At 63.0% G+C, this 23,253-nt stretch carries 23 protein-coding genes; 11 read left to right on the forward strand and 12 right to left on the reverse strand.

Annotated features, from left to right (window positions below):
- Positions 1–73 precede the first annotated feature (73 nt).
- Positions 74–814 (forward strand): alpha/beta fold hydrolase, encoded by a 741-nt coding sequence (locus ACIQC5_RS07100; protein WP_400279892.1) that lies wholly within the window; start codon positions 74–76, stop codon positions 812–814.
- Between the two features lie 232 nt (positions 815–1,046).
- Here the strand turns inward: ACIQC5_RS07100 and ACIQC5_RS07105 are convergent, their stop codons facing one another.
- The 5 genes from ACIQC5_RS07105 to ACIQC5_RS07125 all read right to left on the reverse strand — a co-directional run bounded on the left by ACIQC5_RS07105 (position 1,047) and on the right by ACIQC5_RS07125 (position 4,674).
- Positions 1,047–2,066 (reverse strand): PHP domain-containing protein, encoded by a 1,020-nt coding sequence (locus ACIQC5_RS07105; protein WP_400279894.1) that lies wholly within the window; start codon positions 2,064–2,066, stop codon positions 1,047–1,049.
- A gap of 107 nt (positions 2,067–2,173) precedes the next feature.
- A complete protein-coding gene (locus tag ACIQC5_RS07110; protein WP_400279896.1) occupies positions 2,174–2,770 on the reverse strand; it encodes a hypothetical protein in 597 nt (198 codons plus the stop codon).
- 43 nt (positions 2,771–2,813) lie between these two features.
- A complete protein-coding gene (locus ACIQC5_RS07115; RefSeq protein ID WP_400279898.1) occupies positions 2,814–3,221 on the reverse strand; it encodes a DUF4383 domain-containing protein in 408 nt (135 codons plus the stop codon).
- Between the two features lie 131 nt (positions 3,222–3,352).
- Positions 3,353–4,063 (reverse strand): hypothetical protein, encoded by a 711-nt coding sequence (locus tag ACIQC5_RS07120; RefSeq protein WP_400279900.1) that lies wholly within the window; start codon positions 4,061–4,063, stop codon positions 3,353–3,355.
- A gap of 137 nt (positions 4,064–4,200) precedes the next feature.
- A complete protein-coding gene (locus tag ACIQC5_RS07125; protein WP_400279902.1) occupies positions 4,201–4,674 on the reverse strand; it encodes an Lrp/AsnC family transcriptional regulator in 474 nt (157 codons plus the stop codon).
- A 195-nt stretch (positions 4,675–4,869) separates the two neighbouring features.
- On the opposite strand from ACIQC5_RS07125, the gene pdhA reads away from it, so the two are divergent.
- The 3 genes from pdhA to ACIQC5_RS07140 are packed head-to-tail and all read left to right on the forward strand — an operon-like array spanning position 4,870 to position 8,464.
- The gene (gene pdhA, locus ACIQC5_RS07130) at positions 4,870–6,039 is read left to right on the forward strand and encodes a pyruvate dehydrogenase (acetyl-transferring) E1 component subunit alpha (RefSeq protein WP_400279904.1); all 1,170 of its coding nucleotides are present in this window, start codon (positions 4,870–4,872) and stop codon (positions 6,037–6,039) included.
- Positions 6,039–7,049: an alpha-ketoacid dehydrogenase subunit beta gene (locus tag ACIQC5_RS07135; RefSeq protein ID WP_400279906.1), complete on the forward strand. Its 1,011-nt coding sequence runs from the start codon at positions 6,039–6,041 to the stop codon at positions 7,047–7,049. Before pdhA ends, ACIQC5_RS07135 begins: the two co-directional genes overlap by 1 nt.
- Positions 7,046–8,464: a dihydrolipoamide acetyltransferase family protein gene (locus ACIQC5_RS07140; protein WP_400279908.1), complete on the forward strand. Its 1,419-nt coding sequence runs from the start codon at positions 7,046–7,048 to the stop codon at positions 8,462–8,464. Before ACIQC5_RS07135 ends, ACIQC5_RS07140 begins: the two co-directional genes overlap by 4 nt.
- A 66-nt stretch (positions 8,465–8,530) precedes the next feature.
- Here the strand turns inward: ACIQC5_RS07140 and ACIQC5_RS07145 are convergent, their stop codons facing one another.
- Together ACIQC5_RS07145 and ACIQC5_RS07150 are read right to left on the reverse strand one after the other, a co-directional pair.
- Complete coding sequence (locus ACIQC5_RS07145) at positions 8,531–9,403, reverse strand: NAD-dependent epimerase/dehydratase family protein (protein WP_400279910.1); 873 nt, start codon at positions 9,401–9,403, stop codon at positions 8,531–8,533.
- A 100-nt stretch (positions 9,404–9,503) separates the two neighbouring features.
- Positions 9,504–10,127 (reverse strand): TetR/AcrR family transcriptional regulator, encoded by a 624-nt coding sequence (locus tag ACIQC5_RS07150; protein WP_400280164.1) that lies wholly within the window; start codon positions 10,125–10,127, stop codon positions 9,504–9,506.
- 139 nt (positions 10,128–10,266) lie between these two features.
- Between ACIQC5_RS07150 and ACIQC5_RS07155 the strand changes: the two genes are divergently transcribed.
- Genes ACIQC5_RS07155 through ACIQC5_RS07185 form a run of 7 tightly spaced genes read left to right on the forward strand, consistent with a single transcriptional unit; the run spans position 10,267 to position 18,167 of the window.
- A complete protein-coding gene (locus ACIQC5_RS07155) occupies positions 10,267–11,877 on the forward strand; it encodes a carboxyl transferase domain-containing protein (protein WP_400279912.1) in 1,611 nt (536 codons plus the stop codon).
- A 2-nt stretch (positions 11,878–11,879) separates the two neighbouring features.
- The gene (locus ACIQC5_RS07160; RefSeq protein WP_400279914.1) at positions 11,880–14,036 is read left to right on the forward strand and encodes an acetyl/propionyl/methylcrotonyl-CoA carboxylase subunit alpha; all 2,157 of its coding nucleotides are present in this window, start codon (positions 11,880–11,882) and stop codon (positions 14,034–14,036) included.
- Positions 14,033–15,196, forward strand: a complete 1,164-nt coding sequence (locus tag ACIQC5_RS07165; RefSeq protein WP_400279916.1) for an acyl-CoA dehydrogenase family protein — start codon at positions 14,033–14,035, stop codon at positions 15,194–15,196. The genes ACIQC5_RS07160 and ACIQC5_RS07165 overlap by 4 nt, the downstream gene beginning before the upstream one ends.
- Before the next feature lie 20 nt (positions 15,197–15,216).
- Positions 15,217–16,023 carry a CoA transferase subunit A gene (locus tag ACIQC5_RS07170; protein ID WP_400279918.1) on the forward strand — a complete coding sequence of 269 codons (807 nt, stop codon included), beginning with the start codon at positions 15,217–15,219 and terminating at the stop codon, positions 16,021–16,023.
- A 2-nt stretch (positions 16,024–16,025) separates the two neighbouring features.
- On the forward strand, positions 16,026–16,775 hold the full coding sequence (locus ACIQC5_RS07175; protein WP_400279920.1) for a CoA transferase subunit B: 750 nt from the start codon (positions 16,026–16,028) through the stop codon (positions 16,773–16,775).
- Positions 16,772–17,257, forward strand: a complete 486-nt coding sequence (locus tag ACIQC5_RS07180) for a MaoC family dehydratase (RefSeq protein ID WP_400279922.1) — start codon at positions 16,772–16,774, stop codon at positions 17,255–17,257. The genes ACIQC5_RS07175 and ACIQC5_RS07180 overlap by 4 nt, the downstream gene beginning before the upstream one ends.
- A gap of 43 nt (positions 17,258–17,300) precedes the next feature.
- Positions 17,301–18,167, forward strand: a complete 867-nt coding sequence (locus ACIQC5_RS07185; protein ID WP_400279924.1) for an HpcH/HpaI aldolase/citrate lyase family protein — start codon at positions 17,301–17,303, stop codon at positions 18,165–18,167.
- 56 nt (positions 18,168–18,223) lie between these two features.
- Here the strand turns inward: ACIQC5_RS07185 and ACIQC5_RS07190 are convergent, their stop codons facing one another.
- Genes ACIQC5_RS07190 through ACIQC5_RS07210 form a run of 5 tightly spaced genes read right to left on the reverse strand, consistent with a single transcriptional unit; the run spans position 18,224 to position 23,253 of the window.
- Complete coding sequence (locus ACIQC5_RS07190) at positions 18,224–19,351, reverse strand: Gfo/Idh/MocA family protein (RefSeq protein ID WP_400279926.1); 1,128 nt, start codon at positions 19,349–19,351, stop codon at positions 18,224–18,226.
- Positions 19,336–20,037, reverse strand: coding sequence for a ThuA domain-containing protein (locus ACIQC5_RS07195; protein ID WP_400279928.1), 702 nt, complete (start codon positions 20,035–20,037; stop codon positions 19,336–19,338). Before ACIQC5_RS07195 ends, ACIQC5_RS07190 begins: the two co-directional genes overlap by 16 nt.
- A 46-nt stretch (positions 20,038–20,083) precedes the next feature.
- Complete coding sequence (locus ACIQC5_RS07200; RefSeq protein ID WP_400279930.1) at positions 20,084–21,088, reverse strand: sugar phosphate isomerase/epimerase family protein; 1,005 nt, start codon at positions 21,086–21,088, stop codon at positions 20,084–20,086.
- An 11-nt stretch (positions 21,089–21,099) separates the two neighbouring features.
- Complete coding sequence (locus ACIQC5_RS07205; RefSeq protein ID WP_400279932.1) at positions 21,100–22,335, reverse strand: Gfo/Idh/MocA family protein; 1,236 nt, start codon at positions 22,333–22,335, stop codon at positions 21,100–21,102.
- A gap of 12 nt (positions 22,336–22,347) precedes the next feature.
- Positions 22,348–23,253: a carbohydrate ABC transporter permease gene (locus ACIQC5_RS07210; protein ID WP_400279934.1), complete on the reverse strand. Its 906-nt coding sequence runs from the start codon at positions 23,251–23,253 to the stop codon at positions 22,348–22,350.

Consider the following 23,253-nt stretch of genomic DNA (forward strand, 5'->3'; position numbering starts at 1 on the left):
CGTTCCGCCCGCAACAAATTCATGACACAAATAGTGACATACACCTGCCCGCAGCGACTATGAGGGTGGTGACATGACAACTACTACGAGTAATCCGACCATGATTCTCATCCCCGGCCACTGGCTGGGCGCTTGGGCGTGGGATGAAGTCCTTGAACACCTGAAAACCGGCCACTCTCGTGCAATCGCGATGACGCTGCCTGGTCTCGACGGGGACGATCCCAAGCGTGCGGAGAAGACTCTCGACGATCAAACCGCAGCGGTCCTGGACGTTATCACTCGACTCGGGGTCTCCGAGGATCAGCCCGCGACTATCGTCGCTCACAGTGGGGCGAACGCCCCCGTCAGCCTTGTCCTTGACCGGCACCCTGACCTTGTCCATCGGGTGGTGTGGGTTGACTCCGGCCCTATGGCGACGGGAAGCGCCTTCGCCCCAGACCTCCCTGAGGGGGTGGAGGAGCTTCCGTTGCCGTCCTTCGATGTTCTCGCGCAGCAGGCGAGCCTCGAGGGCTTGAGCGCAGAGGTCCTCGAGCGTTTCCGGGCCCGGGCCGTCCCTGAGCCCGGCCCCGTGCTTCGTCAGCCCGTCGAACTCACCAACGATGCCCGCCGCCAGGTCCGGACCACCCTGGTGTGCTGCTCGATCCCGAGCACGCAGGTGCTGGAGCTGGCCCGCGCAGGCCATGCCATGTTTGCCGAAGTCGCGAACCTCGAGCACCTCGACGTCATTGACCTCCCGACGGGCCATTGGCCGATGTGGAGCCGTCCTCGCGACCTCGCCAAGGCCATTCAATCAGCGGCTTCTCGAACCAACTGAACTGCACGTACAACCTGAAGGGGTCAGTCGAATCCGGCTGGCCCCTTTCCGTCTCCGAGGGAACCCACTTCTGGGCTACGCCTACGTCCACACCGTCACAGATGATCATTCCCGCGCTTGTGGCAGGACACATGAGCTGAACTTGAAATCAAGCACCAGCGCACCCGCCCCAGACGAACGGCCTGCAACGCAACGCAGGGGAGCCCTCTCTTGCGCTCCCGGAATCACCGGCCTACTTCTTCAGGCTGAGCCATTCCTTGAGTTGTTCCAGAGGCCACGTGGTGACGATCCGCTCCATAGGCACCCCCAATGCCTCCGCACGTTCTGCGCCGTACTGCAGGAAGTCGAGCTGGCCCGGGGCGTGGGCGTCGCTGTCGATGCTGAAGAGGCATCCTGCGTCCAGGGCCATCCGGACGAGCCGGTCCGGGGGGTCCTGGCGTTCCAGCCGTGAATTGATTTCGACGGCGACACCCCACTCCGCGCATTCCTTGAAGACTTTCGCGGCGTCGAATTCGGACTCTGGGCGTGTGCCCCGGGATCCCTGGACGAGCCGGCCGGTGCAGTGGCCCAGGACGTTGGTGTGCGGGTCCCGGATGCCGGACAACATTCGCTTGGTCATGGTGCTCTTGTCAGACCGCAGTTTGGAATGGACACTTGCCACCACTACGTCCAGGCGGTCCAGCATCTCAGGGGACTGATCCAAGGTGCCGTCCTCCAGGATGTCCACTTCGATGCCCTTCAGCAAACGGAATCCATCGGCAGAAGCGTTGATCCCTTCCACCACGGCCAGTTGTTTGTCGAGCCGTTCGGCACTGAGGCCGTTGGCGATCTGCAAGTTGGGGGAATGGTCGGTGAGGGCAAGGTATTCCCGCCCCAAAGTGCGGGCGGCAGCCACCATGCTTTCGATTGGTGAGCCACCATCGGACCAATTGCTGTGGCTGTGCAGATCGCCACGCAAGGCCGAACGGATGGCGTGTCCACCTGAAGCCAGCGGTTCCGTGCCGCGTTCGCGAAGGTCGGCCAAATACTCGGGAACCATGTCTTCCAGGGCTTGGGTGATGACTTCAGCGCTCCGGCTGCCGATGCCCTTCAGGCTGGTCAGCCGTCCGGTGCGGATCAGCCTCGGCAGGTCATCGGGCGGTAGCTGCCGAACGGCGTCGGCCGCTTTTCTGAAGGCCTGGACCTTGAACGACGCGGCCTGGCCGCGTTCCAGCCAGAAGGAGATTTCTTCGAGCGCCTCAACGGGATCCATGGCTCCATGATCCCCGAACCCCGGGCAGCATCAACACCCCCAACAAAAACGGCGCATCATCGACCATGGGCAGGGTGTCGATGATGCGCCGGTTCAGGGTGCTTCATTCAGTGATGGTGGCCGGATCCTCCATTGGAATTCAATCCCGCGGGAGGCGTCTGGCCGTGTTCCCCGTGCGGGACTGCGTGCTGTCCCGCCATCGACGCGGCCAATCCGGGTGTCGCCACTGAAGCGACAACGACGGCGGCTCCGAACGCGGCTGCCAGAAGCCGCCCGGTCCTTGGCTGGCCGTGGGCGCCGCCGTCGTTGGTCTTGATTTGCCGGCGCAACCAGCCTGCTCCGGCCAGAACCATGAGTGTGAGGCCCAGCGCCGCCAAGTGGCTCACATCAAGTGAGCGCGGCGACGCGGAAAGCCCGGCGGCAAGCACTGCCACGTGCGCTGCGGCCGCGGCAGCCAAGGCCGGAAATGCGAACCTCGGCACAATGACGGCGTTGCGGTGCAGCCCCAGCAGCGACCAAGCCAGGAAGGCCAGGCCGGCTGCGAGGGCCGCACCGCCGGCAAGCATCATGCCGGGTATGGCTGAACCAGCTCCGGTGAGGTAGCCGGCCGCGATGGACAGATCGACCATCCCGGCCGCCATGGCCGCAAAACATGCGAACAGCAGGGTTGCCGCTTTGAGCGTCGGGTGATCGTTGCGCACCATCGTGGTTGTCCTCTCGGCTACGGCTGGCTCAGCTACGGGCGGCTTAGGCGCGGGCGGAAGCTGCGGTGACCTTGTCCTGGGAAAGTGCCACACCGAGCAGGACAACAGCGCTGGCGAGGTGCAGGACGTTGTCCGCGCCGTTCAGGGCGATGATGTTCAGCGAGCTGCCCACCAGGAAGAGCCCGAGGATGCCGACGAGGAGGTAAACGCCGCCAACGGCGGTGTTGACGGACTTGGACAGCGTGACGCTGTTCATGCCGGAGTAGAGAAGCGCGGCGCCGATGGCCAAGTGGATGACGTTGTGGAGGGGGTTCACGGCGAAAATGATGAGGTTGGCGCCTTCTGTTGCGAAGAAACCTACTCCTGCTGTGACGAAGAACCCGAGTACACCTACGAGGAGGTATACGGCTCCGAAGATGGTGGCGATCAAGCGATTGGGCGAAGTACGCATTGGTCCGAACCTTCCGGTGGTGGCCGGGGCTTTCCCGGCCGTCCTGCGGAGCCCCGGGCGGGGCTCTCAAGCAGTGATTCGGGCCATGCGACGGGATGGATGGGTGGGATTTCGGAAGATTTTTCCAGCGGTCAGGGCCGTAGCCGTATGCTGCTCATTTTGAGGTCGTCGGTGCCTTCGAAAACGTACTTGAGTTCGATGTTCTTGCCCGAGCATTGCAGTGTTCCCGAAAGGTCCGCCGTGTTGTTGCCGTTCTCCGAGTTCACGCTCACCGAGTTGTAGTTTGGCTTGCAGGAGCTGTCCAGCTCCAGGCTCGCGATACCGTCCACGAAGGACTGCTTGTCCAGCTCATCCTTCAGAGCCTGGTGCAGGTAGTTGTCGTATGCTTCTTCGGTTTTGCCCTGGACCACCAAGGTGGTGAACTCGTCGGCCAAGGTCCTCGCCTTGGACGTAGCGCCTCCCACCACGTTGACCAGTACCAAGATGCCGACCACTGCCAGCACGATCACTCCGGCGATGATGCTGAGGACAATCCACAGCACCTTTTTGCTCTTGCGCGGCGGCGGACCTGGCGGGTACTGACCCGGCAGGTACTGACCTGGCGGGTTCTGCCCGGGTCCCGAGTACTGCGGATTGCCGTACTGCTGGGCTCCGTACTGAGGCGCACCGGTCTGCGGCGCTGCGTACTGGGGGTCGACGGACGACGGCGGCTGTTGCCATTGCGGGGGAGCCGGGTTTGTTTGGGGGTACCCGGGTCCAGGCGGGACAGGGGGTGGGTTCTGGCCCGGCTGTCCATATCCGGGGTTCTGTCCTGGCTGGTACGGTTCCTGCGGGTTGCTCACGGTAGTGCCCCTTTCGGCAGCCTGCGGCAGCGCCACCATGTAGCCGGGAACCTCTGGCCGGCCCCCTGTGCGTCCACCTGCATCAAATCGCATCTGCCATTCAGCGGGCAAGAGGCGCGCACAACAATAACGTGGGCTTAGCTTGCCTCCGAGCGTCGGCCCAGGAGGGGCTGCACACGGTAGGGGATCATTTCCCGCATTGCCAAGGCCGTATCGGTTCGGTCCACGCCGTCGCACGCCAGGATCTTGCCGTTGATGCGATAGAGGTCCTCAGCATCCAGTGCCACCACACGCAACAGCAGGTCAGCTGATCCTGTGAGTCCGAAGCCTTCCAGGATCTCCGGAATGGCCGCCAGGTCTTGGGCCAGGGAAGCGAGTTTTTGCTGCTGTACATGGACGGTGATGAAAGCCGTCAGTGGGTACCCCAGGGCCACCGGGTTGATGCGGCGTTCAAAGGACAAGAACGCATGTTTCTTTTCAAGTTGGGCCATCCGTGCTTGGACGGTGTTTCGGGAGAGTCCGAGCTTCTGGGCGAGGGCGACCACAGTGCCGCGGGGGTCCTTGGCCATCGCGGAAAGGAGTCGGGTGTCAGTGCCATCCAAGGGTTGCATAATGCGCAAGATTAGCACGGAGCCAAGAAGGCAAACAGGGCATAATGCTCAAGTTCTGCGAGGGTAGTTGTACCGCGTGCGCGTTGTGAGTAGGGTCACAAATAACCCGGGCGAAGGTGCCTGGGGGCCGGTGTGCGGCTGGATCACAAGTCTTGCCAGCGCCGACGAAAACGAGCCGGAAGGTTGCGATCACCTGTGTTGATGGATAAGGCGGGCGAGGGAGTGCGGCACGACGCTCCGGGCCCTGGACAAAGTGCACATAACCCACTGAGGACCGGTGGCGATCTGGTCCAGTTGGTATCGCCCGAAGGCGATCGGATCAGCCATCCCGAGTTCGACGTCTGGGTCAAGGACATCGGTGACGAGCAATTGTGTTCCTTGTATGAGGACATGACCGTCATCCGCCGCATAGATTCCGAAGCCACGGCACTCCAGCGCCAAGGCGAACTGGCGCTCTGGCCGCCACTGCTGGGCCAGGAGGCGTCGCAGATCGGTTCCAGCAGGTCACTGCGCGACGACGACTTTGTTTTCCCGAGTTACCGCGAGAGCGGCGTTGCTTATGTGCGCGGTGCGCACCTCTCCGAGATTGCCAAGGTCTGGCGCGGAAACGCGTCCTACGCCTGGGATCCGCAGCGGATTAACATGGCCACTCCGCAGATCATCATTGGCTCGCAGAGCCTGCACGCCACCGGGTACGCCATGGGCGTTCAACTGGATGGCGCCAACACGGCGGTCATCGCCTACTTTGGCGACGGCGCCACCAGCGAGGGCGACGTCAATGAGGCCATGGTTTTCGCTGCCAGCTACCAGGCCCCTGTGGTCTTCTTCTGCCAGAACAACCATTGGGCCATTTCCGAGCCCGTCCGCATACAGTCCCATGTTCAACTCGCAGACCGTCCAACCGGTTTCGGCATCCCCAGCATGCGCGTGGACGGCAACGACGTCCTGGCCGTCATGGCGGCTACCCGCATTGCGCTGGACCGTGCGCGGAAGGGCGGCGGGCCTACGTTCATCGAGGCAGTGACGTACCGGATGGGTCCGCACACTACCGCCGATGACCCCACGCGCTATCGCGACCCGAATGAACTCGAAGATTGGGCCGCCAAGGATCCCATCCTCCGGCTGCGCAGGTTGTTGGACGCCAAGGGCCTCCTCACGGAGGACGTTGAAGCCAGGGTGAAGGCCAAGGCCGACGCCGTCGCCCACGAGTTCCGCACGAGCTGCATCGACATGCCCGATCCCCAGCCGCTGGACGTGTTCAACCACGTCTACAGCACGCCGAACCCGTGGATTGAGCGCCAGAAGGACCATTACTCCCGCTATCTGAACAGTTTCAACGAGTCCGTCGAGGAAGGTGCACTCTGATGTCCAAGCTAACGTTTGCCCGCGCCATCAACGCCGGCCTCCGGAAATCCCTCGAAGACGACCCCAAAGTGGTTCTCCTTGGCGAAGACATTGGTTCCCTGGGTGGCGTGTTCCGCGTTACCGACGGACTGCAGAAGGACTTCGGCAAGCACCGGGTGATCGATTCCCCGCTGGCTGAGTCCGGCATCATCGGCACCGCGGTGGGCTTGGCGTACCGCGGTTACCGCCCGGTCTGCGAGATCCAGTTCGACGGCTTCGTGTACCCGGCGTTCGACCAGATCGTGAGCCAGGTTGCCAAGATGCACTACCGTACCCAGGGCCGCGTCAAGATGCCCATCACCATCCGCATCCCGTTTGGTGGTGGAATCGGATCTCCCGAACACCACTCGGAATCCCCGGAAGCGTACTTCACGCACACGTCCGGATTGCGCGTAGTGGCCGTCTCCAACCCGCAGGACGCGTACACGATGATCCGCCAGGCCATCGCCTCGGATGATCCGGTGCTCTATTTTGAGCCGAAGCGCCGCTATCACGACAAGGGCGACGTCGATGAGGCAATCGACCTCTCCTCCGCCTTGCCGTTGGATAAGGCGGCAGTGGTCAACGCGGGCAACGATGTCACTTTGGTTGCTTACGGCCCCTTGGTCAAAACCGCCAAGGACGCCGCGCAGGCCGCAGCAGATGAGGGCATCTCCGTGGAAGTCATCGACCTCCGTTCGCTGTCCCCCGTGGATTACCCGGTGGTGGAAGCGTCCGTCCGGAAGACCGGCCGCTTGGTCATCACCCACGAAGCCGGACAATCCGGTGGCCTCGGCGCCGAGATCGCCGCCAGCATCACGGAGCGTTGCTTCAATTATTTGGAGTCTGCACCGGTGCGGATCACAGGTTTTGATGTTCCCTACCCGTATTCCAAGCTCGAAATGCACCATCTGCCGGACTTGGACAGGATCCTCGACGGCGTGGACCGCGCCCTGGGTCGTCGCAACTCCCTGAGCGGACTGGAAGGATGACCGCCACCATGATCAAGGAATTCAGGCTGCCGGACCTTGGCGAGGGCCTGACCGAGTCGGAGATCTTGAGCTGGAAGGTCGCGGTGGGGGACACCGTGACGCTGAATCAAGTCATCGCCGAGGTCGAGACCGCCAAAGCCGTGGTCGAGTTGCCTTCGCCGTTCGCAGGTGTCGTCGCAGCCCTGCACGAGCAGCCCGGCAGTGTGGTGGAGGTCGGCAAACCGATCGTCTCCTTCGAAGTGGACGACGCCGGAGCCGCCAACGGTAGCGACGTCGCCAACGGGAGGGGCGCCAGCGCCGTCGAGACTGCGGACGAAGCGCCAGAGGCTCCCACGGCAGCCGCGGGTCCGGCTGTGGGGAGTCCGGCCAAACGTGAGCCGAACCTGGTGGGCTACGGCGCCGTCGTCGAACACACGGGCCGACCTACCCGGCGCGCTCGCGGACAGGCTCAATCGTTGAAGCAGGAGCAAGCCGAAGCGCCGAAGGCGCCCGCAGCAGCGACTCCCGCGGCGCCCCAAGCGGACAAGGAAACAGGCGAGCGACCCCGTTCCACGCCACCGGTCCGTAAGCTGGCGCGTGACCTGGGCGTAGACCTGGAGAGCGTGAAGGGCACTGGTCCCGGGGGCCTCATCACCCGGGAAGATGTGCAGAACTTCACGGGTTCGCAGGAGCCGGAAGCTGAGCCGCATGTGGCCGCAGTCGTGCCCCAAGGCGAACGCGAAACACGGACGTCCATTAAGGGTGTCCGTAAGCTCACAGCTGCTGCCATGGTCCAGAGTGCGTTCACTGCCCCGCATGTCACGGAGTTCCTGACCGTCGATGTCACGCCCACCATGGAACTTCTGGCCAGGTTGAAGGCGAACAAGGCGTTTGAGGGGTTCAAGCTGACACCGCTCACCATCGCTGCGAAGGCGGTGCTGGTGGCGCTACGGAACAACCCGACGCTGAATTCGCGGTGGGACGAGGCGAACCAGGAGATTGTCCAGTTCAACTACGTCAACCTGGGCATCGCGGCTGCCACGCCGCGCGGGCTGACGGTACCGAACATCAAGGACGCCGACCGCCTGACACTGCGTGAACTGGCCACCGCTCTCTCCGGCCTCACGGACACCGCCCGCTCTGGCAAGACGTCGCCGGCGGATCTTTCGGGCGGGACGTTCTCCATCACAAACATCGGGGTGTTCGGGATCGACGCCGGGACGCCAATCCTGAACCCGGGTGAGGCCGCCATCGTGGCTCTGGGCGCCGTCCGGAAGGCGCCGTGGGTGCACAACGATGAACTCGCGGTACGTCAGGTGATGTCCCTGAGCCTGTCCTTCGACCACCGTTTGGTGGACGGGGAGCAAGGCTCAAGGTTCCTCGCCGACCTCGGTGCCATCCTGGCCGATCCGGCCATGGTGATGACCATGGTCTAGAACCCACACAGGCAGCAGGCCCCCTTGAAGCCTCAAGGGGGCCTGCTGCTGTCCGGTTGGGCGGGGCTAGTCTTCGGTGGGAGTGGTCCTGTTGGAGTGGACGCCCCGCCAGCTGTGCTCGGGTTCGAAGCCCAGCAGTCTGCGGGCCTTGTCGATGGACAGCATGGTTTCGTGCTGGCCAAGTTCCTTGACGACCTCGACGCCGGGAAATACTTCCGCTGCCAGCTCGGCGCTGCTTCGACTCATCACGGTGTCGGAAGCCGCGATGATGAAAGTCTCGAAACCCGGGGCTGCGTTCTCCAAGGCCCGGACCACTGCTTGGGCGCCGTCGCGGGCGTCGATGTATCCCCACAGGTTCCATTTGCGAAGCTTCGCATCGGCATCGAAGCCGGGGAACGCGTCGTAGTCTTCAGGGTCCATGACGTTGGAGAACCGCAGTGCAGTGATGCTCAGGTCCGGGTCCCAACGGGTGAGTTGGATGGCCATCTGTTCTTCGAGGTGCTTGACCAGTGAGTAGGTGCTTTCGGGCCGCGCCGTGTAGTCCTCGTCAACGGGAATGTAGGGCGGGTCAATGTCGAAGGGTAGCCCCAGCACGGTCTCGCTGGAGGCGTACACGACCTTCTTGATCCCTGCCCGCCGGACTGCCTGGAAGACGTTGTAGCTGGAGAGGATGTTGTTCTCGAAGATCGCAGCATCCGGTGCGAGTCCGGGGGCCGGAATCGCGGCCAAGTGGACGATCGCGTCGAGGCCGTTGTGCCGATCGTCCAGGCCGAGGATCACATCCAGCACCTGACCATAGTTGCGCAGGTCGACGCTGACATAGCCCGGGCCCCTGGCGCCTGCCCGGTCCAGGTTGAGGACGTTGTGGCCGTCCTGGGTCAAGCGTCGAACCACGCTCCTGCCCAGCTTGCCGCTTCCACCGGTGACGGCAATTTTCATGGGGTGCTCCTCATCCTTGGCCTGCACTGTTGCTGCTTCAGTGCTCAAGCCTAGGCGTGGCCGTGCTGCTGCGCAGCCCCTGAGGGAGGCCCTGTGAGTCCTAGGAAGCGAGGTCCTCCTCAACCGTCAAAGCTGCCAGGGCCATCTGTTCAAGGATGGGGCGCGCCGACTTCATGGCGATCTTCCGGCCGTGGTGCCGCACGGAATGGGGGGTTGAGTTGATGAGGCCGAAGGCCGCGTGGGCGCGCACGCGGAGATTGGCTACATCGGTGGTGGTGTGGATTTGCCCCAGGACGGCTACCCACGTTTCGACGTAGCCGCGCTGCAGGGACCGGACCTCGGCCTGGTCGGCGTCGGTGAGGCTGCTGAAGTCCCGGTCCTGAACGCGAATCACGTCAGGGTTGGTGAGCGCGAAATCCACATGGAACCGCACCAGGCCCAGCAACGCCTCCCGAGGGTCCGCGGCTTCGGCTGCCACTCGGTGCCCGCCGTCGAGGAGGTCGCGGCTGACGCTCAGCAGCAGTTCGCCCAATACCGCTTGCTTACCTGGGAAGTGTCGGTAGACGGCGGGTCCGCTGACGCCGGCGGCGGCGCCGAGGTCTTCGAGGGACACGCGGGTGAAGCCGTTCTCCGCGAACAGGCCTGCGGCCGCGGACAACAGGGCAAGCCGCCGGACTTCCTTGGCTTGGCTTCGCTGGGTTGCGGCGACGCGGGTGGCCTCCATGCCGGTCTCCGGGGCTCCGGTCACTCTTCCTCCTTGGCTGGCCAGCTGTGCTGGACATCACAGTTAATAAAGACTAACCTAAATTTCAGTTACGTGGCACTAACCGAAATGGCCTTGGGCCGGGAATGGAACACGGTCAATGGAGACACTTGCCAGTCTGATGGGAACCACCAGCGGCACCTTTGAAGCCAACCAGGAAGCGCAACTCGCCCTGGTGGAGGAATTGAAGGAACGGCTTGCAGTAACTGCACTGGGCGGTCCGAAGAAATCCCGTGAACGCCACATTGCCCGGGGGAAACTCTTGCCCCGCGAGCGCATCGATTACCTGCTGGATGACGGCAGTCCGTTCCTGGAGATCGCACCGCTGGCCGCCAACGGCATGTACAACGACGATTCTCCGGGCGCGGGAGTGATCGCCGGCATCGGGCTGGTCCATGGCAGGCACGTTCTGGTCATCTCCAATGACGCCACGGTCAAGGGCGGCACCTACTATCCGATGACCGTGAAGAAGCACCTCCGGGCCCAGGAAATCGCCTTGGAGAACAAGCTTCCCTGCATCTACTTGGTGGATTCCGGGGGAGCATTCCTTCCCAAGCAGGACGAGGTTTTCCCCGACAAGGAGCACTTCGGCCGGATCTTCTACAACCAGGCCAAAATGTCAGCGGCCAAGATCCCGCAGATCGCCTCGGTCATGGGTTCCTGCACGGCCGGCGGCGCGTATGTGCCGGCCATGAGCGACGAAACAGTGATTGTCCGGAACCAAGGCACGATCTTCCTGGGCGGACCCCCCTTGGTGAAGGCGGCGATCGGTGAGATCGTCACGGCCGAGGAACTCGGCGGCGGAGACGTCCACTCCCGGATCTCCGGTGTCACAGACCACTTGGCGGAGAACGACCAGCATGCGTTGGAGATCGTGCGGGACATTGTCTCGACGTTGCCCAAGCCGGCTCAACCGGCGTGGGACGTGCTCGACGTCGTCCTGCCGCCCGTGGTCGACCCTTCCGGGATCTACGGCGTGGTTCCCACGGACGTCAACGCCCAATACGACGTCCGCGAAGTGATCGCGAGGATCGTGGATGGTTCTCAGTTCCATGAGTTCAAGAAGAACTACGGCACTACCCTGGTCACCGGATTCGCCCACCTGCATGGTCATCCCGTGGGCATCGTGGCCAACAACGGGGTTCTGTTCAGCGAGTCCTCCTTGAAGGGCGCGCACTTTATCGAACTCTGCGACCAACGCGGCATTCCGCTGATCTTCCTGCAGAACCTCTCCGGGTTCATGGTGGGGAAAGACTACGAACAGGGCGGCATCGCCAAGAACGGCGCCAAGATGGTGACCGCTGTAGCAACCGCCAGGGTTCCCAAGCTGACTGTGGTGATCGGCGGATCCTTCGGGGCCGGGAACTACTCCATGTGCGGCCGGGCCTATTCGCCCCGGTTCCTTTGGATGTGGCCAGCAGCACGCATCTCAGTTATGGGCGGAAACCAAGCCTCCAGCGTGTTGGCCACGGTTAAGAGGGAGCAGTACGAGGCCGCAGGCGAAGAATGGTCCGCTGCGGACGAGGAAGCATTCAAAGCTCCCATCAAGCAGCAATACGAAGACCAAGGCAGTCCCTACTACTCCACCGCCCGGCTCTGGGATGACGGCATCATCGATCCCGCAGACACCCGCCGAGTCCTGGGCATGGCCCTGGACGTCGTCTCCCGCCAACAACTGCCCGAGACCTCCTTCGGCCTCTTCAGGATGTGACCATGACGCTCCCAGCCACCACCACCGCTCCAGCCCCTTCCGGGGCAAGACCCCTTACCACCGTCCTCGTCGCAAACCGGGGCGAGATTGCCTGCCGCGTCATCCGGACCTTGAAGGACATGGGGATCCGTTCAGTTGCTGTCTATTCGGACGCGGACAAGAACGCCAAACACGTCGAGTTGGCCGATACAGCTGTTGCCATCGGCGGCACATCGCCGTCGGAGAGTTACCTGCGCATCGAGGCCATCATTGATGCCTGCCGTCGCACGGGTGCGCAGGCAGTCCACCCCGGGTACGGCTTCCTCTCCGAAAACGTGGAGTTCGCCAAAGCCCTGGACGCCGCAGGGATCACGTTCATCGGCCCGGGCATCGATGCCATTGACGTCATGGGCGACAAAATCCGCTCCAAAAACCACGTGATGGCGTACGACGTCCCGTGCGTGCCTGGCATCGCCACGCCGGGCCTTACAGACCAGGAACTGCTGGACGCTGCAGCGGGAGTCGGTTTCCCCTTGCTGATCAAGCCCTCGGCCGGCGGCGGCGGCAAGGGAATGCACGTGGTGGAGCGGCTGGAGGACATGCCATCCATCCTGCAGACTGCCCGGCGCGTGGCGGCATCGGCTTTCGGCGACGACACTCTGTTCCTGGAGCGGCTGATCCAATCTCCGCGACACATTGAAGTCCAGATCCTGGCCGACAACCACGGCAACGTCATCCACTTGGGCGAGCGGGAGTGCTCCCTGCAAAGGCGTCACCAAAAGGTGATCGAAGAGGCGCCTTCAGCACTGTTTGAGTCCCTGGCCGACGGCGCAGAAGAACGAGCCAGGATCGGTGAGGCCGCCTGCAACGCCGCGCGTTCGGTCAATTACAGTGGCGCCGGAACGGTTGAATTTCTGGTGTCCGATGAACACCCTGACGAATTCTTCTTCATGGAGATGAACACCCGGCTGCAGGTTGAACATCCGGTCACGGAGATGGTCACCGGTATTGACCTCGTTGAATGGCAAGTGCGGATCGCCGCCGGTGAGGTGCTCACCGTGGCGCAGTCCGACGTCGTACTCAACGGCCACGCCGTCGAGGCGCGGGTCTACGCGGAGGTGCCGGAACGGAACTTCATGCCGTCCATGGGCCGGATTGTGGCGCTCGCCGAAGACGGAGCCCCGGATGCCGCGGTGACGGGACACCCGCGAACCCACGCCAACGTGCGGATCGATTCGGCCATGCGGGACGAACTTGAGATCACCGGCGACTACGACCCCATGCTCGCCAAAGTCATCGCGTGGGGCAATGACCGCGCCGCTGCCCTGGATACGCTGGACGCTGCGCTCAGCCGCTACACGTTGCTCGGTGTGGACACGAACGTCGAGTACCTGCGGCTGCTGATCAACGACGACGACGTCCGTGCCGGGCACCTCGATACCGGCCTCATCGAGCGGAAACTGCCCCAGCTGGAGTTCAGGCATGCCGGTGCCGCCGAAGTGACCGCCGCGGCACTCACACTCTGGCTGGACCGCCAAGGACCGACCCTCGCGGGCGACGCATGGGGGGTGCCTGATTCATGGCGCGTCGGCGTCCCGGGTGCCTGGACCGTCACGTTCGGCCTGCCCTCGGGGGACGTCTCCACCGTGTCCGTCGTCGAAGGATCCGATTCCTTGTCGGTGCGGATTGACGGGGGTCCGGCTCACAGGGTGGTGCTCGCGGACCGCAGCGAGACCGGCATTGCTTTGGAGTTCGACGGCGGCGTGGTCACGTTCGCCGTGGGCGTCGGTTCCCCAGTGCCGGGCGCTGTGCGGGAGATCCACATTGGCAACGACGGCTGGTCCTGCCGCCTCGAGGTGTTGGACCGCGCTGCGCGCCTGCGGCGAATGCTCGCAGGCATTCAACGCGATGAAGGTTCCGCAGATCCTGAAGTGCGCTCGCCGATGCCAGGAACGGTCGTGTCAGTGTCTGTGGCCAACGGCGACACCGTTGCAGAAGGGCAAGTCCTTATGGCCGTCGAGGCCATGAAGATGGAGCACCAACTGGTGGCACTGGTCGCAGGGACCGTCCACCTCACCAGCAAGCCCGGCGACCTGGTCAAAGCCGACCAAGTGCTCGCCACGATTCACGTTGAAGACGATATTGAAGACGATATTGAAGACAAGGAAGTCCAGCCATGAGCACTTTTGAACTGAACGAGGAATATCAGGACCTCAGCGACTCCGTCAGGGAATTCGCCGACGAAGTGGTTGCGCCCGTATCCGCCAAGCACGACGAAGAACACAGCTTCCCCTATGAAGTGGTCAAGCAGATGGGGGAGATGGGCTTGTTCGGGCTGCCCTTCCCGGAGGAGTTCGGCGGTATGGGGGGCGACTACTTTGCACTGGCACTTGCGCTTGAGCAGTTGGGCCGCGTGGATCAGTCCGTGGCCATCACTCTGGAAGCCGGAGTCTCGCTGGGCGCCATGCCCATATACCGTTTCGGCACCCAGGAACAAAAGGAACAGTGGCTTCCCCAGTTGGCGTCCGGGCGTTCCTTGGCCGGGTTTGGCCTGACGGAGCGCGAGGCGGGCTCGGACGCCGGCGGCACCAAAACCCACGCCCACGCAGAGAACGGCGAGTGGGTCATCAACGGGAACAAGGAGTTCATCACCAACTCCGGCACGGACATCACCACGCTGGTCACCGTCACCGCTGTCACCGGCAAGCAGGAGAATGCGGACGGCAGTACCAAGAAGGAGATCTCCACCATACTGGTGCCCACCGACACGCCCGGGTTCACCGCCGAAAAGGCCTACAACAAGGTGGGCTGGAACGCCTCGGATACGCACCCCCTGACGTTGGACAACGTCCGGGTTCCCGAAGCCAACCTCTTGGGCGAGCGCGGCAGGGGCTACGCGAACTTCCTGTCCATCCTGGACGAAGGCCGCATCGCCATTGCGGCGTTGGGCACTGGCGCGGCGCAGGGATGCGTTGACCTTTCGGTGAAGTACGCCAAGGAACGCAGCGCTTTTGGGCAGAACATTGGCAAGTACCAGGCCATCCAATTCAAGATCGCCCGGATGCAGGCCAGGGCCCACACTGCGCGTCTTGCCTACTACGACGCTGCCTTCAGGATGTTGGCCGGCAAGCCGTTCAAGACCGAAGCGGCCATCGCTAAGATGGTCGCAGGCGAGGCAGCCATGGACAACGCGCGGGACGCCACCCAGGTGTTCGGCGGCTATGGCTTCATCAACGAATTCACGGTGGCACGCCACTTCCGGGACTCCAAAATCCTGGAAATCGGCGAGGGCACCACAGAGGTTCAGCTGATGCTCATCGCCCGCGAGCTGGGTCTTTAACCGCAGGGGAAGGATCAAGGATGATTGACAAGGTTGTTGCCAGTGCCGCGGAAGCGGTGAAGGACATCCCCCACGGCGCCTCGCTCGCCGTCGGAGGTTTCGGCTTATGCGGTATCCCGGTTTCGTTGATCGACGCACTGCATCAACAGGGAACCACAGACCTGGAAACGGTCAGCAACAACTGCGGCGTGGATGATTGGGGGCTGGGCATCCTGCTGAAAGACGGTCGCATCCGACGCACTGTGAGCTCCTACGTTGGCGAGAACAAGGAATTCGCGCGCCAGTACCTGGCGGGGGAGCTCGAAGTGGTTCTCACTCCGCAGGGCACCCTCGCCGAAAAGCTTCGGGCCGGCGGCGCGGGCATTCCGGCCTTCTACACCAAAGCCGGTGTGGGAACCCAGGTGTCCGAAGGTGGCCTTCCGCAGAAGTACGACGCCGACGGCAACGTTGCGATCGCGTCGGCGCCGAAGGAGGTGCGGACCTTCAATGACGCCGACTATGTGTTGGAGGAATCCCTGACCCCCGACTTTGGCCTGGTTCACGCCTGGAAGGGCGACCGGCACGGGAATCTCGTCTTTCATGCAGCAGCCATGAACTTCAATCCCTTGTGTGCCATGGCGGCCCGGGTGACTATCGCCGAAGTTGAAGAGCTCGTGGAGACGGGCGAGCTTGATCCCGAGCACATTCACACCCCGGGCATCTTCGTGCAAAGAGTCGTGGTGGCACCCTCAACGGAGAAGCGCATTGAGAAACGGACGGTTGCGTTGCCCGCAACAGGCAAGGGCACCGCGCCCGGTGCCGCACCTAGTCAACAGGCAGGAGCTTAGCGATGGAATCGAACCTGCAGGACATGCCGCCCCGTCCCGAAGCCGTGCGCCACGAGTACCGTCGTGCCGCCGTCGAACATCCGGACACCAAAGGCTGGACCCGCAACGAACTGGCCGCCCGCGTTGCGCAGGAACTGACCAACGGGCAGTACGTGAATCTGGGCATCGGTATGCCCACGTTGATTCCCAACTACATTCCCGCCGGAGTGGAAGTGATTCTCCATTCCGAGAACGGCATTCTGGGCGTTGGCCCATACCCGGCTGAAGACCGGGTGGATCCGGACCTCATCAATGCCGGCAAGGAAACGGTCACCACCAATGCCGGCGCTGCGTTCTTCGATTCCGCCGCGTCCTTTGGGATGATCCGTGGCGGGCATGTTGATGTTGCTGTCCTTGGTGCCATGGAGGTGGCCGAGAATGGGGACCTCGCCAACTGGATGATTCCAGGCAAGATGGTCAAAGGCATGGGCGGGGCCATGGACCTCGTGTTCGGCGCCAAGAAGGTGATCGTCATGATGGAGCACGTGGACCGCAACGGCAGGCCGAAGATCGTGAAGGCGTGTTCGCTGCCCCTCACAGGGAAGGGCTGCGTGGACAGGATCATCACGGACCTGGCAGTGATCGACGTCGTCAAAGACCAGGGGGAGCCGCGGCTGGTGCTTCGCGAACTTGCTCCCAGCGTGACGTTGGAGGACGTGGTGGCTGCGACCGGCGCGGACTTGTTTGAGGAAGATCAGGAGCTCACCGTATGACGCGCGTTGTTGAGCAGCGCGGACTCTATTTCGACGAGCTCGAAGAGGGCGTCATCTACGCGCATAAGCCCGGGCGAACGGTGACGGAAACGGACAACGTCCTCTTCACCACCCTGACCATGAACTCGCAGGCGCTGCACTTGGACGCGGCATGGAGTTCTACGCAACCTTTTGGGCAACGGCTGATGAACTCCATGTTCACCCTCTCAACCATGGTGGGGCAGTCGGTGACGCAATTGACGCAGGGAACCATCATTGCCCAGTTGGGCCTGACGGACGTTACCTTTCCGCACCCGCTGTACCACGGGGATACCCTGTATACGGAAACTGTGATTGCCGGTAAACGGCTGTCCTCGTCACGTCCCGGCCAAGGTATTGTGACCATGCAACACACCGGCCGGAACCAGGACGGAGTGGTGGTGGCCCTGGCCACGCGCTCCTGCCTGATGTGGACCAAGGACGCCCACACAGCGCAGTCGTAGCAGTTTTCCGCTATTCATGGAACGCCCACAGCAAGGAATCCCCATGCCCTCTCACGACGCCGAAGCCGCGACTCCGTTCACCATGGGGCCTGCCCTTTTGTTCTGTCCGGCCGATCGGCCGGAGCGTTTCGGCAAAGCTGCGGATCGCTCGGACGCGGTCATCCTGGACCTTGAGGATGCGGTGGCACCGGCAGACAAGCAGCGGGCCAGGGGAGCCATTCTCGCCCAGTTGGGCACCGGTGGCGAGTCTGCCGAGCTGGATCCCAGCAGGACCATCGTGCGGGTCAACCCTGTGGGTACGGCCGAATTCGAGAAGGATCTGCACAGCCTGGCGCACACACCCTACCGCACAGTGATGCTGGCCAAGGCTGAGACCGCCGAACAGCTTCGTGCCCTTGCGGGCTACCGCGTGATCGCGCTGTGCGAGACGGCCGCGGGCATTGTCAATGCGGCGGCGATCGCCGCCGAGCCGAACGTCGTGGCCCTGATGTGGGGCGCCGAGGACCTGTTGGCTTCGCTGGGAGGGCTCTCCAGCAGGAACGACGACGGCGGCTACCGGGCTGTCGCGCTGCACTCGCGTTCCGCTGTGCTGCTGGCCGCGAAGGCCGCAGGCAAGGAAGCCATTGACTCCGTGTATGTGAACATCCCTGACCTCGAAGGGCTGCTGGAGGAATCCCGCGATGCCGTGGCCAGCGGGTTTGGCGCAAAGGCCTGCATCCACCCGAACCAAGTAGCCGTGGTCCGTGAAGCTTACGCGCCCAGTCTTGAGGATCTGGCCAAGGCCACGGAACTACTGGAAGCTGCCTCCGCCGCCGGCACAGGTGTGTTCCAGTTCGAGGGCAAGATGATCGACGGTCCCATCCTCAAGCACGCTGAGGCAACCCTGCGCCGGGCAGGGCACGCGAGCTGACACTTAAACCCCATGTTTGGGGAAACTTGGGGTCCAAGTGCCAACTCGGCGTGCCCTCAGCGCTCGGCGCGTACCGCGTTCGTGAGTTCTGCCAGTTCCACCATGGCCGGCCGCACGGCCGTGCTCTTGATGGCGACTGCCTGGCCGGATTTGGCGGATTCCAGCACGGATTCCATAACCTCCAGAGCGTGGAACGCCAATTGGCCGCCTGCACGTGGCTCGGTCCCCGACGGTGTGCCGGCGAGGTCTGCAATTCCAAAGCCGCGGCCCGAGTCAACGTAGCCTGCGGATACGGGCAGTGTTTCCCAGTCTTCTGCGCCAAGCGCAAACAACTGTACGTCCCCGTCGAAGTAGTTCGGGTCCGGGACGATGAGTGAGCCCGTCTCGCCGTGAATCTCGATGTTGGGACTCTTTGTCTTCACAGCATCGAAGCTCATGAAGAGTGTGGACAGGGCGCCGGATGCGTGGACCAGCACACCCGTGACGTGTGAGTCGATCCCGACAGGCACCTTCTGCCCCTCACGCGGGCCGGACCCGATGGTGCGTTCGCTGCGCGTGTGGCTCGCAGCACCCACCACTGACACCACCGGCCCAAGCAAAGTGACCAGCGCCGAGACGTAGTAGGGGCCCATGTCCAGCAGCGGACCGCCGCCGGGCTGGTAGTAGAAATCGGGGTTCGGGTGCCAGCGCTCGTGCCCTGGTGTTGCCATGGTGGCCGTCGCGGACACGGGTGCCCCGATCAGTCCGTCGTCGATCGCTTTGCGCGCTGTCTGAATGCCGGTACCCAACACGGTGTCGGGAGCGCAGCCGACAGCGACCCCTGCCGCGGCGGCGGCGTCGAGCACCTGGCGTGCCTCGGCGGTGGTCGCTGCCAGCGGCTTCTCGCCGTAGACGGACTTGCCCGCGGCAATGGCCTTGAGTGCGATGTCCGCGTGCGCTGCCGGAATGGTCAGGTTCAAGACGAGCTCGACGTCGTCTGCGGCCAGCAACTCGTCCACCGTCAGAGCACGGACGCCGTCGTACGAGTCAGCAACCGCCTGCGCCCGGGCGGGATCAAGGTCGGCAACGGCCACTAGGTTGATCGCATCCAGTCTGCGGAAGTTCGTCAGGTACTGGGCGATGATGGCGCCGCAGCCAATAATGCCGACATTGAGCGGCTTGTCTGTTTCTAGCGGGTTGCCCACAGCATGCCCCTTTCGATGATGGTGCGGACGTTGATGTCCTGGAGGATTTCGACACGGTGACCGGGAGTGGAGACGAAGATTCGTCCCTTGCCCCACTGCCGCGTCCAGATCGCCGGGGACGTGACTTCACGGTTCCAGGGGTCCCATTCACGGACCTTCTGGGTGGTAGTGGCAAGGACGTCGATGTAGTCGTCGGCAAGGACCCAGTACTGTTCGGTCACGAGGTCGAAATCGCCGATTCCCTGTGTGATGGGGTGCTCGGCCGCGGATGGCAGCATGTTCACCCTGTACGGCACATAGTTATCCGACTGCTCGCCAATCCGATCGTCCTCATGCTTGCCGGGGTGGCACGCGAACTGGCCGCCGATCAGGTGCAGGTAGTCCGAGGTGTTGCGATAGGAGTCGGCGATGCCGCCGTGCCAGCCGGCTAGTCCCGTGCCATTCTCGACGGCGGTGCGGAGCCCCTCGAACTCGTCCTTCTCAATGGTGGACATTGTCATGCACTGCACGATGAGGTCTACTCCGGCCATGTAGTCCGGATCTGCATAGATCTTGGGGGACTCTTCCACCCGGACGTCGTAGCCGTTGGCCCTCAGGTAGGGGATGAACAGTTCGGTGGCTTCCACGGGCTGGTGTCCGTCCCAGCCGCCGCGGACCACCAACGCGGTCTTGTTGTTGCTTGTCATGGTTTCCTTCGTTTCGGGGCGTCTGTGCTTGAGTCGGTTGTAAGTTTCAGCGGGTGGCGAATGCTGCGTCGAAAGCTGCGGCAGGCGGCCGGATAGCGGCAAGCCGGCGGACCAGGTCCAGGGCCTGCGGAGCGCCGACCACCCGGTCCATCCCGGCGTCTTCCCATTCGACGCTGGTGGGGCCCTGATAGCCGATCGCGTTGAGCGTACGGAAGATCGGCTCCCAATTCACGTCCCCATGGCCGGCAGTGACAAAGTCCCAGCCGCGACGCGGATCAGCCCACGGCAAGTGGGATCCCAGGCGTCCGTTGCGGCCGTTGAGCTGGCGTACGGATTCCTTCACATGGACGTGGAAGATCTTGTCCGCGAAGTCCTGCAGGAACATCACCGGGTCAAGGTCCTGCCAGATGAAGTGGGAGGGATCGAAGTTGAGCCCGAAGCTTTCCCGGTAGCCTATTGCCTCCAGCGTGCGTTTGGCGGTCCAGTAGTCGTAGGCGATCTCGGAGGGATGTACCTCGAGGGCGAAGCGGACTCCTTCTTGCTCGAACACGTCCAGGATGGGATTCCAGCGGTCTGCGAAGTCCTGGTACCCGCGTTCAATCATGGCTTCCGACGCCGGCGGGAACATGGCGACGCACTTCCAAATAGCGGAACCCGTGAATCCTGTGACGGTCTTCACGCCGAGCATCGCCGCCGCGCGGGCAGTGATCTTCATGGCTTCGGCGGCCCGCTGACGGACGCCCTCGGGGTCTCCGTCGCCCCACACTTCAGCCGACAGGATGTCCCGGTGACGTTCATCGATAGGGTCGTCACACACTGCCTGTCCAGTGAGGTGGTTGGCGATCGCGTGGACGCTGAGGTTGTGCTTGTCCAGGATATCAAGCTTGCCCTTCAGGTACGCGTCGTCCTCCACAATTCGTTGCGGATCCAGATGGTCGCCCCAGCAGGCGATTTCCAGTCCGTCAAAGCCCCATTCGCCAGCGAGCCGCGCCACTTCTTCGAAGGGAAGGTCGGCCCACTGGCCAGTGAAGAGGGTAATGGGTCGGGTCATGGTGGTTCCTTTCAGACTTTCTGCCAGTGGCTCGCGTTGTCCGCGCTCGCCTCCACTGCGGCCAGTACCTTCTGCACCTGCAAAGCATCAGCGAACGACGGCGACGGCCGCTCGCCAGCGCCGATCGCCGTAACCAGGTCCACCACTTGGTGGGTGAATCCGTGCTCGTAGCCGAGGCCGTGGCCCGTGGGCCACCAGTTGCCCGTGTAGGGATGGGAGGGTTCGGTGACCATGATTTTCCGGAATCCGGCGTCAGGTTCCTGGGCGGAGTCGTACACCTGAAGTGAGTTCATGTCTTCGAAATCGAAGGCCAGGGATCCCTTGGTGCCGTTGAGTTCCAGCCGCATGGCGTTCTTCCGTCCCAGTGCGAACCGCGTGGCTTCGAAGATGCCGATCGGGCCTGGAGCAGGCTGGGCAGCGGCGCCGTTTCCGTCAGTGCCGGCGGCAGCACCGGCGTCGGGCGTTCCTTCGAAGCGGGCGGTGAACAGGGCGGCGTCGTCAACGGTGACCGGACCGCGCGGACTGTCTGCCCCGCCGCGGCCACCGAGCCCCACCAGGTCCCCGCCCACGGGCCGTTCCTTCACGAACGTCTCCAGCAAAGCGGAGACGCCGGTGATGTTTCGCCCGGTGATCCATTGGGCGGCGTCGATGCTGTGTGCACCGATGTCTCCCAGCGAGCCGGACCCGGACTTGGACTTGTCCAACCGCCAAGTCATAGGGGCATTCGCATCTGACAACCAGTCCTGCAGGTACTGCGCCCGGACGTGCCGGAGTTCGCCCAAACGGCCGTCCTCCACCATCCGCTTGGCCAAGGCCAAAGCCGGGGTGCGGCGATAACTGAAGCCGCACATGGAAAACACGCCCCTGGCAGCGGCGGCCTCGGCAGCTGCCGTCATCAGCTCTGCCTCTTCCACGGAATTGGCCAGCGGCTTCTCGCAGAGGACGTGTTTCCCGGCTTCAAGTGCTGCGATGGCGATCTCGGCGTGGGTATTGCCCGGCGTGCAGATGTCGACCAAATCAATATCGTCGCGCTCGATCAGGCGGCGCCAGTCCGTTTCCACCGAACCCCAGCCGAACTTGGCTGCGGCGGCCCGTACACCCTGCTCGTTCCTGCCAGCGACGGCGGTGAGTTCAGGGGCGAGCGTAAGGTCGAAGAATCGCGGCGCCGTGCGCCAAGCGTGGGAGTGGGCGGCGCCCATGAAGGCATAGCCCACCATGCCCACTCGCAGGGGTTTGGGTTCTGTCACAACAGGTCCTTTCTACTTGCTGAAGCCTGCGGTGAGGCCGCTGACCAACTGTCGGCGGCCAAGGACGTAAATCACCAGGATTGGCAGTGTACTGAGCACCACGGAGGCAAGAACTGCGGGGATGTTGACACTGAACTCGCCTTGGAAGGTCCACAGCGCAAGAGGGAGGACACGCAATTCAGGGCTCTGGGTGAGTACCAAGGGAAGCAGGAAGCCATTCCAGACGTGCAGTCCGTTGTAGATTGCCACGGTCACGATCGCAGGCCGGGTCAGTGGCAGGGCCAACCGCCACATGGTCTGCCATTCGCTGCAGCCGTCCAGCCGCATTGATTCGAACAGCTCGTTGGGGACATCCCTGATGAAGTTGGACAGGATCAGGACCGTCAGGGGTATGGCGAACGCAATGGACGGAAGCATGATGGCCAAGAGGCTGTCATACAAATTCAGCCGAATGATCATCAAGTAGATGGGAATGATGGTTGCTTGGAGTGGAATCGCCAGGCCCATGAGGAACATTCCATTGACAAACTTCAGGTAGCGGCCGTGTCCCCGAACGATGGCAAAGGCAGCCATGAAGGAAATCAGGACGGTGGGGATCACCGATCCCAGCGTGACCACCACGCTGTTCATGAAATATGTTGCGAAGTTGGCCTCAAGAACCAGTTGGTAGTTCTCCAGCGTGGGTGCAGTAGGGGGAGCGAGCGGGCTCTGGCCGAAGTACCCCTCCGATGTCTTCAAGCTGGTGATGACGATGTAATACACCGGAACGATAATGACGGCCAGCCATATCCAGCCGCCGAGACCTCCGGGGATATTGAGCCGCTTGACCCGGGTGCCGAGTGATTGCTTTGCCTTGACCGAAAGGAATGGGGGATAGTCGGGTGCGGCCTTCCGATCGCTTTTCAGGACAGTGCTCAC

Origin of the sequence: Paenarthrobacter sp. NPDC092416 (assembly GCF_044755025.1) — a bacterium.
In the GTDB taxonomy this organism is placed as follows: domain Bacteria; phylum Actinomycetota; class Actinomycetes; order Actinomycetales; family Micrococcaceae; genus Arthrobacter.

Excerpts from the sequence above, each read along its gene's own strand:
- ACIQC5_RS07100 (WP_400279892.1), top strand. The coding sequence starts at position 74 with ATGACAACTACTACGAGTAATCCGACCATGATTCTCATCCCCGGCCAC.
- ACIQC5_RS07105 (WP_400279894.1), bottom strand. The coding sequence starts at position 2,066 with ATGGATCCCGTTGAGGCGCTCGAAGAAATCTCCTTCTGGCTGGAACGC.
- ACIQC5_RS07110 (WP_400279896.1), bottom strand. The coding sequence starts at position 2,770 with ATGGTGCGCAACGATCACCCGACGCTCAAAGCGGCAACCCTGCTGTTC.
- ACIQC5_RS07115 (WP_400279898.1), bottom strand. The coding sequence starts at position 3,221 with ATGCGTACTTCGCCCAATCGCTTGATCGCCACCATCTTCGGAGCCGTA.
- ACIQC5_RS07125 (WP_400279902.1), bottom strand. The coding sequence starts at position 4,674 with ATGCAACCCTTGGATGGCACTGACACCCGACTCCTTTCCGCGATGGCC.
- ACIQC5_RS07135 (WP_400279906.1), top strand. The coding sequence starts at position 6,039 with ATGTCCAAGCTAACGTTTGCCCGCGCCATCAACGCCGGCCTCCGGAAA.
- ACIQC5_RS07140 (WP_400279908.1), top strand. The coding sequence starts at position 7,046 with ATGACCGCCACCATGATCAAGGAATTCAGGCTGCCGGACCTTGGCGAG.
- ACIQC5_RS07145 (WP_400279910.1), bottom strand. The coding sequence starts at position 9,403 with ATGAAAATTGCCGTCACCGGTGGAAGCGGCAAGCTGGGCAGGAGCGTG.
- ACIQC5_RS07150 (WP_400280164.1), bottom strand. The coding sequence starts at position 10,127 with ATGGAGGCCACCCGCGTCGCCGCAACCCAGCGAAGCCAAGCCAAGGAA.
- ACIQC5_RS07155 (WP_400279912.1), top strand. The coding sequence starts at position 10,267 with ATGGAGACACTTGCCAGTCTGATGGGAACCACCAGCGGCACCTTTGAA.
- ACIQC5_RS07160 (WP_400279914.1), top strand. The coding sequence starts at position 11,880 with ATGACGCTCCCAGCCACCACCACCGCTCCAGCCCCTTCCGGGGCAAGA.
- ACIQC5_RS07165 (WP_400279916.1), top strand. The coding sequence starts at position 14,033 with ATGAGCACTTTTGAACTGAACGAGGAATATCAGGACCTCAGCGACTCC.
- ACIQC5_RS07170 (WP_400279918.1), top strand. The coding sequence starts at position 15,217 with ATGATTGACAAGGTTGTTGCCAGTGCCGCGGAAGCGGTGAAGGACATC.
- ACIQC5_RS07175 (WP_400279920.1), top strand. The coding sequence starts at position 16,026 with ATGGAATCGAACCTGCAGGACATGCCGCCCCGTCCCGAAGCCGTGCGC.
- ACIQC5_RS07180 (WP_400279922.1), top strand. The coding sequence starts at position 16,772 with ATGACGCGCGTTGTTGAGCAGCGCGGACTCTATTTCGACGAGCTCGAA.
- ACIQC5_RS07185 (WP_400279924.1), top strand. The coding sequence starts at position 17,301 with ATGCCCTCTCACGACGCCGAAGCCGCGACTCCGTTCACCATGGGGCCT.
- ACIQC5_RS07195 (WP_400279928.1), bottom strand. The coding sequence starts at position 20,037 with ATGACAAGCAACAACAAGACCGCGTTGGTGGTCCGCGGCGGCTGGGAC.
- ACIQC5_RS07200 (WP_400279930.1), bottom strand. The coding sequence starts at position 21,088 with ATGACCCGACCCATTACCCTCTTCACTGGCCAGTGGGCCGACCTTCCC.